The 12,738-nt window shown below is 33.2% G+C and carries 12 protein-coding genes; 3 read left to right on the forward strand and 9 right to left on the reverse strand.

Going from position 1 to position 12,738, the window contains the following annotated elements; genetic code table 11:
* The first annotated feature begins 115 nt into the window (after positions 1-115).
* The 3 genes from ACKOWY_RS04720 to ACKOWY_RS04730 are packed head-to-tail and all read left to right on the forward strand — an operon-like array spanning position 116 to position 1,835.
* Positions 116-880, forward strand: coding sequence for an MBL fold metallo-hydrolase (locus ACKOWY_RS04720; RefSeq protein ID WP_408940293.1), 765 nt, complete (start codon positions 116-118; stop codon positions 878-880).
* Between the two features lie 2 nt (positions 881-882).
* Positions 883-1,311: a hypothetical protein gene (locus ACKOWY_RS04725; protein WP_408940294.1), complete on the forward strand. Its 429-nt coding sequence runs from the start codon at positions 883-885 to the stop codon at positions 1,309-1,311.
* A 41-nt stretch (positions 1,312-1,352) separates the two neighbouring features.
* Positions 1,353-1,835, forward strand: coding sequence for a hypothetical protein (locus tag ACKOWY_RS04730; RefSeq protein ID WP_408940295.1), 483 nt, complete (start codon positions 1,353-1,355; stop codon positions 1,833-1,835).
* A 32-nt stretch (positions 1,836-1,867) separates the two neighbouring features.
* Here the strand turns inward: ACKOWY_RS04730 and ACKOWY_RS04735 are convergent, their stop codons facing one another.
* From ACKOWY_RS04735 to ACKOWY_RS04775, 9 genes are all read right to left on the reverse strand, one after another.
* The gene (locus ACKOWY_RS04735; RefSeq protein ID WP_408940296.1) at positions 1,868-2,506 is read right to left on the reverse strand and encodes an alpha/beta hydrolase; all 639 of its coding nucleotides are present in this window, start codon (positions 2,504-2,506) and stop codon (positions 1,868-1,870) included.
* 8 nt (positions 2,507-2,514) lie between these two features.
* Positions 2,515-2,841, reverse strand: coding sequence for a hypothetical protein (locus ACKOWY_RS04740; protein WP_408940297.1), 327 nt, complete (start codon positions 2,839-2,841; stop codon positions 2,515-2,517).
* Entirely contained in the window at positions 2,841-4,094 is a 1,254-nt protein-coding gene (locus ACKOWY_RS04745) for a dihydroorotase (protein WP_408940298.1), read from the reverse strand. Before ACKOWY_RS04745 ends, ACKOWY_RS04740 begins: the two co-directional genes overlap by 1 nt.
* A 39-nt stretch (positions 4,095-4,133) precedes the next feature.
* Positions 4,134-6,062 (reverse strand): BatA domain-containing protein, encoded by a 1,929-nt coding sequence (locus ACKOWY_RS04750; protein WP_408940299.1) that lies wholly within the window; start codon positions 6,060-6,062, stop codon positions 4,134-4,136.
* Positions 6,063-6,150: 88 nt separating this feature from the next.
* On the reverse strand, positions 6,151-7,497 hold the full coding sequence (locus ACKOWY_RS04755; RefSeq protein WP_408940300.1) for a DEAD/DEAH box helicase: 1,347 nt from the start codon (positions 7,495-7,497) through the stop codon (positions 6,151-6,153).
* Positions 7,498-7,645: 148 nt separating this feature from the next.
* Positions 7,646-8,923, reverse strand: a complete 1,278-nt coding sequence (locus tag ACKOWY_RS04760; protein WP_408940301.1) for an SMP-30/gluconolactonase/LRE family protein — start codon at positions 8,921-8,923, stop codon at positions 7,646-7,648.
* Positions 8,924-9,015: 92 nt separating this feature from the next.
* A complete protein-coding gene (locus ACKOWY_RS04765) occupies positions 9,016-10,857 on the reverse strand; it encodes a hypothetical protein (RefSeq protein WP_408940302.1) in 1,842 nt (613 codons plus the stop codon).
* A 102-nt stretch (positions 10,858-10,959) separates the two neighbouring features.
* Entirely contained in the window at positions 10,960-12,018 is a 1,059-nt protein-coding gene (locus ACKOWY_RS04770) for a nucleoid-associated protein (RefSeq protein ID WP_408940303.1), read from the reverse strand.
* Positions 12,019-12,090: 72 nt separating this feature from the next.
* Entirely contained in the window at positions 12,091-12,636 is a 546-nt protein-coding gene (locus ACKOWY_RS04775) for an IS1096 element passenger TnpR family protein (protein WP_408940304.1), read from the reverse strand.
* Positions 12,637-12,738: the final 102 nt, after the last annotated feature.

A 12,738-nucleotide genomic window follows, 5' to 3' on the forward strand; every position in this document is an offset into this window, starting at 1 on the left:
CTTATTAATAGGCAACAAAGTTAGAAAAAATGGTGTTTATAAAAAGATAATTAATGCTATTTTTGTATTAATTTAACTAAGAATTATTTTTTGGATTAATTTAAAATAACACAAAATGAAGGTTTATTTTTTAGGTACCGGCACATCTCAAGGTATTCCTGTTATAGGAAGCGATCACGAAGTGTGTAAAAGCAACAATCCTAAAGATAAAAGACTTCGTGTTTCGGTTTGGGTACATACCGAAAAAACATCTATAATAGTAGATTGTGGCCCCGACTTTAGGCAACAAATGTTAACCTCTCAATGCAGTAGAGTAGATGCTATTTTGTTTACTCATGAGCATGCCGATCATACTTCAGGAATTGATGATATTAGACCATTTAACTTTAAGCAAGGCAAAATTCCAATTTATGCTCACACTCGAGTTATTGAAAACTTAAAGAGAAGATTTGATTATGTTTTTGAACATGAAAATCGGTATCCAGGAGCGCCATCCGTTCAGCCAATTGAAGTTGTTAATAATGAGCCGTTTTCAATTGGGGATATAGAAATAGTTCCAATAAATGCGTACCATGCCAATTTGCAGGTTTTTGGGTATAAAATGAATGATTTTGCCTATTTAACGGATGTGAAAACCATTGCATCCGATGAGATTGAAAAAATAAAAGGGGTAAAGGTCTTGGTTATTAATGCCTTAAGAGAAGACCCACATCATTCCCACTTTAATTTGCAAGATGCTTTGGATTTTGTAACTTTGGTGCAGCCTCAAAAAGCATATTTAACTCATATTAGCCATTTATTAGGTTTTCATGATCAAGTAGCGCAAAAGCTACCAAACAATGTTTTTTTGGCCTATGATAATTTAGAAATAGCACTGTAGTTATGAAGAGGCAATTGTATTTATATCTTTTTATTTTATCGGCATTAGTTACAGCATTTACTTACATGTATTATAGTAAAGCCCTTTCTTTTGAAAAGAAAAACAAAGAGGTGGAGTTGCAATACATTAAAGATAGTATTGCAAAAGCAAATTTTGTAGAGAGCGATGTTCAAAAATTAATTCCTCAAATAAAAGAAGCTTTATTATCCAATAATGATAACCCAAAAGGGAATAAATTCGTAGGTCAAGAACAAAAAGCAGATCAAAAATTTGTAATTAGTGAAATAAAAATACTTAATCAACGTTGGATAAAAGCCGATTTTAGTGACGGAAAATATTCTGGTGAAGTGATGCTTAAATATTTTGTTGAAAAAGACGGAAAAATCACCTTTCAAACAATGGATTCCTTTATTAATCCAAAACAAGAATAACAAAAACAATAAAATTTTAAGCCCAATAAAATTTTAAACCTATGAAAAACCTACTACTATTATTTACAATAGCCTCAATTTTCATTTCCTGTAAGTTAAATGATGCAACAGAAGAAGATACTAAAACTCCAGTTAAAGACTCCACCATTGTTGGAGCAGATAAAGATGAAAACGGATGCTTGGCATCTGCCGGTTATACTTGGTCTAAACTAAATAAAGAATGTGTTAAAGCCTTTACCGGAATTCAATTGAATCCAACAGATAATGCAGCAACCGAAGATGAAACTCTTTGTGCTTATGTATTATTTAATGAAGATGGAGATAAAGCAGAAATATTTTTACCTGATGATAAATCATTTATTGTATCAAAATCGGGTTCCGAAAAAGTTTGGGTTTTTGAAGATTACCAATTGATTGCTCAAAATGGCTACCAACTTAAAAAAGCAGGCCAACTTGTTTTTTCAGGTGATGGCGAAATAGGAAATAAAGTATCCGGAAGCGATAATCCTGACGGTCAAGAATAAAAATAAAAAAAGTCTCTTTTAAGAGACTTTTTTTATTGTTGTAACCAATTCATAAAATCATAAAAATTCTGAGGAGCCACACCATGGCCTACAGGATATTCTTTGTACACAACTTCTATTCCTAATTGAGTTAATATTGGAGCTGCTTTTCTTGCCCAATCTACTGGAACCACTTGGTCTACAGTGCCATGGGAAGCAAATATTTTCAAATTACTAAAATCATTAGTTTCAAAATTTGGTTTTACCATTTCAAGGTTTAAATAGCCACTCATGGCAACCACACGTTGAATTTTTTCAGGGTAGGAGAGGGCAACAGCATAACTTAAAATAGTACCTTGACTAAATCCAATTAATGTAATGTTTGTGGCATCTATTGGATAGTTTACAAATAATTCATCAATGAAATTAGCTATTAAATCTCTAGATTGCTGAGCTTGTGGAATATCTGAAAATTTATTCTCATCGGCATCAAAATTAATAGCATACCAGGCATAACTACCAAAGCCCATATCATACGGAGCTCTAGCCGAAATAACATAATATTCTTCTGGAAGTTCAGATGCAAAGGAAAATAAATCTTCTTCGTTGCTACCGTATCCATGTAATAATAGCAATAACGGATTCTTATCTAATATAATTTTAGGTTCTCGAACTAAATGGTGAAGTGTCATAGGTATAATTAAAAATTACTAAACCATTTTTGGTACCATTTTCCTAATAAAGGTAACGGAATAACCTCTCCTTTGGCAGCAGTAAAAATTCCGTAAATGGTCAATACTGAAATGAAAATCCACATGGGTGCTGCAATCATAATGCTTTCAAAATAACTAATGGAAACTCCCAAAGTAATAAAGGTCAACGTTAATCCCAATCCCTGACGGATGTGAAACGATGCATAGGGATTTTTGTTTTCTGAATTCATTGAAAGGGCAATTAATACACCAACAATTAAAATGTAGCTTGTTATAGCAGCAGATTTTCCTTCGTCAATTGTTTTTTGATCCATTACGATTCAATAAAAGTATTGTTGTTGTAGATTCCGATTACTTTTCCTTTCATTTTTGTTCCAAGAAACGCTGAGTTTTTAGATTTTGAAAGAATATTTTCTTTAGTGAAAACCCATTCGCCATCGGTTGTGAAAAGGGTAATATTTGCTGGTTTCCCTTCTGCAATTTCTGAAATTTCGATACTGAAAATTGATTTTGCATGTGTAAGTTTAGCAACTATAGTTTCTACCGGCAAGACGGTTAGCAAGGCCCCAAAAGCACTTTCTAGTCCGATTGAACCATTTTTAGCCCCGTCAAATTCCATTTTTTTATGTTCAATATCAATCGGATTGTGGTCTGAAGTGATGATGTCAATGGTATTATCAGCAACACCGGCAAGTAATGCCAATCGATCTTCATTAGTTCTCAGCGGTGGTGAAAGTTTGTATCGAGTGTCAAATCCGTCCAGCTTTTCATCGGTTAAAACCAAATTAGAAACAGCCACACTACACGTTACTTGTAATCCTTTGGCTTTAGCCTCCCGAATTAAATCCACCGATTTTGCAGTTGAAATGGTTGGAAGGTGTAGTTTTCCACCTGTATATTCTAATAAAAATAAGTTTCTAGCAACAATAAGTTCTTCGGCAAGATTCGGAATTCCTTTTAATCCCAAGCGAGTAGATACAACCCCTTCATTAACAACGCCACTTCCTTTAATCTTATCATCTTGGCAAAAAGTAATCACTAATCCGTCAAAATCTTGAACATATTGCAAACCAATTTTAAGTAAATTGGCATTAGCTAAGCTTTGTCCATAATCTCCAAATGCTACAGCTCCCGCATTTTTCATATCGAATAATTCGGCCAAATCGGTTCCTTCGCAATTTTTGGTTAAAGCTCCAATTGGAAATAAATCAGTTGCCGAATGTTTAGCTTTTTGTTTTACAAAATGAATTTGAGATTGGTTGTCAATCACCGGAAAACTATTGGGCTGTAAAGCAATTGCTGTAAATCCACTCTTAGAGGCAACATGAAGTCCGTTGGCTATGGTTTCACGATCTTCATAACCTGGCTCACCAAGAGAAACGCTGCTGTCCATCCACCCTTGTGAAAGGTGTAAATTGGCATGACTTATTTCTTTGTACAAGCTGTCTTGGGCTAGGTTCTTTCCAATTTTTTCAATAATACCATCATTAATTTTCACATCAACTATTTGTTGGTGAAACGGACTTTTAGAGTCGATAATCTTGGCTTCACGGATTATGATTTTCATAACTTTTTTTATTGGATTTACAGCTCGTTAGAGCCAAAATCATTTTACATATTTTTGAATTAATACTTCAAGTGTAATAAATAATAAAGATAATAAAATAAATAATTTCCACATTTGATTGTCACTTCGGTTGGCTTGAAGTGTGTCAAAGATAGCACTCACATTACTTATTTCTTTATAATTGTCAAACGCATCTGTATTGGTGTTTTCTAAATTACTTTCGGTTCGATTATAATTAAAACTAATTGTATTTACAGGTATTTGATTGTTGAAGATACCAAAATTTCCTGCTTCTTTTGGATTGTCATTACAGGTTATTTTTACTTTATTGTTAAGTAGTTGTTGCAAAGGAATAAAGCTTTCTTGGTTGTTTTTTACAGTTACGATTTCGTCTTTGCCAAGTTTTGTTTCAACAATAAATGATTTGTTCTCTCCAATTTGCAATACATTGATGCCAGCTTTTTGAGCGTTTTGTCCCATATTATAAAACACCGGAACTACTATTGGAGAATTTTGAAAATTACTATTCAATTTGTTTAATGGCGCCGCAAAAACATAGGTTGTTGATACATCGCTAATAGAAGAACTTAAAAATGCAGTTTGATCTGCATAGCCTAAAACCACTGGAGCAGTGTTTCCAATTTCAAAGGAAACTTTAGTTTTTGGATATTGAAAATTGGTAACTTCTTTTTCAAAAACACTACTAAATAATGGATGGCTGAAATTAATTTTTGTAATTAATTTATTAGAATTGTTTTTTGATTTGAATTGAATACTGCTTATCGCACTTAAAAACGAATTCATAGTTGCAGCCGATGCTTCTTCACTTGGAATAAAAATAATATTTCCTCCTTTTTCAGAAAATGATTTCAAGGTGGTTTGTAATGCTTGTGGAATTTCTTTCAATTCATTTAATACAATAGCATCTTGCTTTTCAATCAAGTTATAATCTAAAGCGGTAAGTTCAAAGTTGGAATAATTAAATTCTGCAGCAGTGTATATTCGGGATAAAAACGAACTTTTTTCTTGATTTCCAATGCTAATTACATTGCTTTTTTGAGGTTTTGAAATACTAAAGTAATACGTGTTATCGTACTCTAAACTATTATCAGAAACAGAAACATAACCATGAAAATCAGCCTTTGGGATTGTGAAGTTTATGGTTTTGTTCTTTGACTCTAAATCAACTAAGGTCTTTGCAGCTAGTTTCTTTCGGTTGAATAACGAAATTGGCACCTCTTTGAAATCATCGCCATAAGCAGATAATTTAACCCCAATTTCATAAAAGTTATCCATGGTTTGATTGATGAAAACACTATCAACGGAAATATTGTTGGTTTTTTCGGCTTCCGAAATAATATAATATAAGTTTTCGTCTTCACTTTTTGAACCTGCATTTTTCGAATCTAAACCAACAGCATCGGTAATCACAACAATATCTTTTCTAAATGCCGATTTGTGTGCTTTTATTTTGGATAAAATAGACTCTAATTGAAATGGAGTGGCACTGTATTTTAAGTTTTGCAGTTCCTTTTGAATGGATTTAATATCGGTATTCCAATAACTATCAGAGCATGTTAATAAGGAAAAATTGGCACCTTCCGGTGTGTGTTCCAATAAATCTTGAACGGCTCTTTTTAGCAATTCCCCTTTTTGACCTTTGGCTTGCATACTGAACGAATTGTCCAAAACAATGTAAAGTTCGTTTTTTGCATCTTTATGATCTTTAGCAACAAAAAATGGTTTTGCAAAAGCCACAATTAATGTGGTTAGTAATAAAAGGCGCGAAGCTAATAGTAAGTATTTTTTTATTTTAGAGCTTTTACGGGTTTGAACTACAAGCTCTTTTAGGAATTTTACGTTGGTAAAATATTCAGTTTTAAATTTACGAAGTTGAAAAAGATGCACCAGAATTGGAATTACCAATAAGAAGAGGAAATAAAGAATTTCTGGATGTTGGAACTGCATTTTAATTTAATTTGTCAAAAGTAATAAAAAGTTCAAAGGTTTAAAAGTTTATTTTCGAAAATGACACACAACTAAAATAGATCCTGGATTACTTTTTTTTCTTTTTTGCATCTCTTTTTCGTTCCACGCCACGGTTTCTGGATTCAGTTTTTCTAGGCTTAGTTTTTGATGGTCCGCCTAAATTTACTTTTTGGTTTTTCTTGGCTTTTTCATGAAAAGCAGCGCCACCTTCTTGTTTTACTCGTTTTAAAAGTTGTTTGACTTTCTTTTTATCTTTTTCAAACTCCAATAATCGTTCGGCAACTTCTACTTCTTCTGGAAAATCTAAAAACTGAATTTCTTTTTCCATTAAGATTTCGGCCTCAATTTGAATTTCTTCCTCTTTTGGGCTTATGAAACTTATGGCAATACCCGATTTATCGGCACGCCCCGTTCTACCAATACGGTGAATGTATTGTTCTGGAATGTCGGTAAATTCAAAGTTGATTACATGCGTTACATCCGAAATATCCAATCCACGAGCCATAACATCAGTAGTTACAATGCCTCGCAATTCTCCAGCTTGAAAAGCCGCCATCGTATTTAATCGGTAATTTTGAGATTTATTGGAATGGATTACTCCAAATTGCTCTGGATAATTTTCTTCAATGCTATTTGCAATTAAATCAACCGACTTTTTATTATTTGCAAAAATCAAAACCCTGCTCGTGCTTTCATCGCCTGCAAGAATGTGGTTCAGCAGATTTAATTTGGTTAAAAAGTTGGGTGTCGAATAGGCTAATTGTACAATTTTTTCAATAGGCGTTCCCGATGGCGCCAAAGTGATTTCTTCGGGTAATTCAAAATATTCCTCAAGCATTTCATCCACTTCATCGGTCATGGTAGCCGAAAATAAAATGTTCTGACGCTTGTTTTTCATCATGGATAACAAAGAAGTTACTTGAAAACGGAAGCCTAAATTTAAGATTTCGTCAAATTCATCAATCACTAATTTTTGAAGCGAATCAAAACGAACCACATTATCCAAAGCCAAATCCATGGTTCTACCAGGTGTTCCAACTAAGATGTCGATTCCTTCGTAAACCGCTTTCTTTTGAGTGTTGATATTAACACCCCCGTAAATTCCTAGAGTTCTAACCGACATGTATTGGGTTAAACTTTCAATAACTTCAACGATTTGCACCACCAATTCTCTTGTTGGGACAATAATCACCACACGAGCAGAATCAGTTGGAACAAATTTCCATTGTTTTAAAAGCGGTAGTAAATAGGCTAAGGTTTTTCCGGTACCCGTTTGTGTAATTCCCATAACATCTCTTCCCGACATTATTGGCGAGAACGACTTCTCCTGAATTGGAGTAGGGGTGGTTAATCCTAAATCATCAATTGCTTTTTGTAAAGATTTAGGAAGATTAAATTGCTCAAAAGTATTCATGGGGTATTATTTTCGGCAAAGGTAAGGAATTCTTTTGGGTTGGAGCTAGTTAAGACAGTGATCAATTTGTGAACTGTAGCTCAATTAAAGAATTACTCTATGAAATTTGATATATGAAAAATAACAAAGTTGCTTTGTAAAATAAGTTTCATTCTACAACCATTTTTTGCGTCGTAGTTTTACCCTCTTCATTACATATTTTTACTAAATATAATCCTTTTTTAAGAGGTGTTTCTATTTGATTCGTAGCGTTAACTACTTTTATTGTGAAAACCAATTTGCCTAGTAGGTCATAAATTTCTAGATTGCCACTTTGTAAACCATATATGCTAAAATTACCTTTATTTGGGTTTGGGGATACGCTAAATTTCTCAAAATCATTATCCCTAGTGTTTAATGTTGTTTCTATTTTTCTTACTCTATAATTATTTCCATCACCTATTATTAAATAATTATTAATACTATCAAAATAAATACTCTGAGGTTCTTTAAAAAGTGCGTCAGTAATGAATCCATCAAGATATCCTGAAACCGAACCTGAATAAGTACTAACTAAACCAGAAGGGGTGATTTTTCTAATACGATTATTACCTGAATCTGCAACAAACAAATTACCTAAATTATCTACACAAATACTTTTTGGAAATCTGAATTGAGCAGTAGTTCCTTGCCCATCAGTATACCCCCAATCACTTCCTGCTATTGTGCTTACTTCATATAATGAATCAATTTTTCTAATTTTTCCACCACCAAAAAATTCGGCTACATAAAGAGTATTTGAATTGTCAATGCAAATTCCGTTAGGATAATCAAATTGTGCACTTATACCAACGCCATCTTGATAGCCGCTTGTTGAACCAGCTATGGTTGAAACCACACCTGTTGGTGTAATTTTTCTAATTTTGTGGTTGCCTCCATCAGCAACAAATAGATTTCCTTGTGTGTCAACACAAATTCCTTCTAAATAACTAAATTTAGCTATGGCAGAAGTACCATCAACATATCCAGGTGTTTTGCCTGCTACAGTAGTAACGACTCCAGAAGGAGTAATTTTTCTAATTTTATAATTCCAAAAATCAGTTACATATAAGTTTCCTTGATTGTCAATACAAATTCCATTTGGTGATGCAAAAACCGCATTTGTACCAATACCATCGGCATATCCTTCAACGCCGCTTCCTGCAATTGTAGAAACCATGTGATTGCCTGTGGCTTCAATTTTTCTTATTCGGTTATTTCCTGAATCAGCTACATAAATATTTCCCTGAGGATCGGTACAAACACCAGTAATGCCTTTTAATTGTGCTTGCCATCCTGGTCCATCTAGAAAACCGGCAATTCCATACCCTGCAACAGTCGTTACTTGTTGCGAGAAGGCTTGAGCAATTGTAAAAAACAGGGTGCAAAAAAATAGAATCTTACTCATGATTTTTTGTTATAAAATTAAATAAAAAAATACAAGTTAACCTATTTTTGAAAAAGTATAAGTAAAATAATTTGTTTGATTAGTTAACTTTATTACTGATAGGGAACTAAAGCAGGCTGCCCAATTTGAAAATCACGGAATTCAATATTGTTGTTTTGAAACGCATTGGTTTTAATAATATTACTACCGTCAATAGGCAAGGAAGGGTAGTAGGAGAAGGAAAGTTGGAAGCTATTAAAAATCAAGTACTTGTTGTTTACTAAAACACCAACTCCAATTTGGGAATACATTTTATTGCTGAAAAAGATATGATCTCCTGTGTCTAAAAAGCCAAAAGTAAAATTTAGATACGGACTAAAATTAAATCCATACCACTCTTTTTGATTGTACGATTGGGTTTGAAAAGTAGCTAAGATTTTTTTGGTTCCGGTTAGTGGCGCACTATTAAAACCTGGAATTCCATTTACATCGATAAGGTTCAACCGATCTTGCGGAGTATTTAAACGATTGGTGCCTAAAACTAATACGGGCTTAAAAAATTGTCTGAATTTCCAAGAACCAATTGGAAATAAATTGGTAAAATAATTCAATTCAAATTTATAGATGCTTTGTTCTGATTTGCCATCATTGAAGAAACTTCCCGCCTCAAAATTACCTTGTAAATAACCAAAATTGAAGTAATTTCCATATGCAAAGCGTCCGCCAAAATAGGCTCTATTTACCAAATTTTTATTTTCGAATCCACCGGTTACAGCTATTAGTTTTCCGTAAGGGATGTCTTCAATGGTTCCAAAACGAAATAAATACTTGTCTTGATAAAATTTTTGAGCGGAGATTCCAAGGGTTGCTAAGGCTAATTTAGAAGAACTAAAAAATTGAATCGGATCAATTGCTAAGTCAGGTTTAGTGAGGTAATTTGTGTTGGTAAACCCACCAGTAATAACAAGGTGTGAAGTTCGGGCAAACTCCGATCCTTTTCCAAAAATATTAAATGCATGGCCACCCCAAAGGGAGTAGGTTTTAGAGTTAAAATATTGTGATAGAGCTACAGCATCTGAATTTACTAGAGTTTGGTTGTACGACTTGTAATCATAATAAATTCCTCCTGCCCAATGGGTATAGGTTGAGTAAAAAGGGCGGTCTAATTTTATGGATTTATAAGTAGAATTATTCAAATCTTTTTTGGATGCCACCGAAGTATTTATAAAGGTATTCCTAAAGTTTGGGACGGTATATTTGGCATCATAGCCATAATTGATTGCGGTACTATTATCTAAACTTTTAAGATAATTGATGTCAAATTCGTGACCTAAACCAATAAAATTTCTCTCATTGATGTCTAAATTGGATTTGTTGTTTGCATACGCTCCCGTGATTGCTGCACTCCAAGTGTCAAGCACCCGAACCGAAACATCAATAGAATCGGAGCAATTTGCAATAGGAATCGGTTTTATGATCACACTTCTCACGTACCGCTGACTTCGTATTAAACGTTCCGATTCTTTTAGCAGTAAAGAGTCGAGTTCTTCATTTTTCTTAAATAAAAGTAAGTTTCGGATGGTCCAATGTTTTGTTTTGATGTGTAGGGAATTTCCAATTCGTTCTAATTGATTCTCGGGTTTACTGTTTTTATTTTCTGCAGAAAATCCAAAGGGATCCAAAGATTCAATGGTTATGTTGCGTATTATTTTGCAATTGTATAAACGGTAAGGAATTGGGTTTATTGAAGCCGATTTTTGTCTTTTTGTATTGCTTAATTCTTCTGTTTGAACACTTCGAAAAAATGCATCATGAAGGAATTTATAGAATTTCTTTTTTTGTGAAACTCGTTCTATTTTATAATAAATACTATCTGATTTTGAAGGAACACCATTTTGAGCTACCATATTGTAACTTCCCAAGAAATAGACTAATATTAATAAATAGGTTCGCAAATAACTCGTGTTTTAGAAGATAAAGATATTACATAATTTGCTTTGATACTATAGCTTTAACAAAACAAAAATTCCCTAATTTGATTAGGGAATTTTAAGTAGTTATGATTTTTGTTCTTTATTAAAATAGACCAGGTAGTAGTACATTTGTTTTTCTTCGTCCCAGCCTTTTTCTACAAATTTTTCTACGCTTTCCGGATTAATAAAGTCCAACTTAATTTGAATATTGGTATCTAAATTAATTACATTTTTTATTGATTTTCTGGCGTCGGTTACTGCCGCATTTGCAATAGGGAAGGTTGTTACATCTTCAATGCTGTATTTTTCACCACGATCGGCTTTGTAGCTTTTAAACTCCGGAATCAAATCGGGGTTTTCCATTACATCATTTAGGAATGCAGTTTCTTCAAAATTGTCGTTTTTTGCAAAATGGTTCACTGCACGATTCATAAACATAACTTCCTGCTTTTTGTCTTCGGCAGGAAAAACTATTTCTTTTGCAAATTCTTGGCAGAATTTCAAATACTTTTTAGTCATGAAATTCTCATCCTGAAATGCATCTACCGAAAGGAAATGCTCTAGCCAATATCTAGCGTCATATCGGTTGCTGTCTACCGTTAAGATCTTGTAACCTTCTTCTTTTTTATGATTGAAAATCAAACAACCTTTATCGAGTTTGTTTAAGTTAATTCCTTCTTGAAGAATCATTTCTAAATGGCTTTCTTTTTCTTCAAATTGAAGAAAATCGGTACGCAATTCACTTTTAAAAACCCCAATTGCGTCAACTACATTGTTGTCAATTGATACATTGGTTAAGTAGGTTACATAAACCTCTCCATTTTTAATGTGTGGATGATTGGATTGTTCAAATAGATGTTGCGTGATTTTTTTAGAAACTTCATGAACCGAACTCGGATTGGTGAAGATTTCAGAAGCCAATTTGAACATTTCATTGTATTCTAAATCTACTTCATGTGCAAATTGATAATAGTTTTCTTCTTTTTCACGAAAAGATTTGAAGAAATATTCCTTTAGTATTGGAACTATTTCGTCATTTAATGAGTAAGGGTTTTCAGACAAGAAAACAGATTCGTTTCGGCTTTTATTTCCAACTTTATGAATAGATAAAGTTTCGATATGTGTATTGAATAGGTTAATCATTTTTTTTAGGTGCTAAGGGATTGGTTTCTGAGTTTCTGAGGTTTTAGCTTCGTTCTTTTATTTTATTAAGAATTAATTCCAATTTTCTTCAAATCCGTAATCTTCATAGCTGTCGTCTCCATGAAACATATCCAAATCGTCTTCGTCTAAATCATCTTCAAATTCATTGTAACTTTCTTCCTGGTCAAAGTCGGAAACAAAATGTTTTTCCATTGCTTCTGCTGGCATTTCTCCATGCGAAAACAATAAATTAGGGTAGATAACCCCTGTCTCAATAGTGTCTTCTATGGCAGCAAGTTCTACTAAGAAAGTCCACATATTAATGAAATCATATACATAAATGATCTTGGTGAATTCTTCATCTAAAATAGAATTCAAAGTATAATCGCTCATGATTTTAGTTTCACCTGGAACATCTCCGGCATCAAACATCGGAATTTCATCTTCTTGATTCCATGTATCATCACAGGTGTAAAAAGAAGCCACTTCCAATCCGTCAAAGCCAAAAGCATTCACAATAGCATTATGCAAATCTTCTAAGGTATCTGTTTCTAGGATGGCGATATCTCTAAATACATCTTCTTCTGCATCTAGAATTACTCTAAATTTATAAACCATGATTGTAATTTTTTTTAAGAGGTCAAAGGTAAAATTTAAATTAGAATTTCGAATTAGGAAATGCGAATTGTTGATAAGATTTTATAATAATCTAAAATCAAG

The sequence above is a fragment of the Flavobacterium sp. genome (assembly GCF_046073885.1).
Taxonomy (GTDB): domain Bacteria; phylum Bacteroidota; class Bacteroidia; order Flavobacteriales; family Flavobacteriaceae; genus Flavobacterium.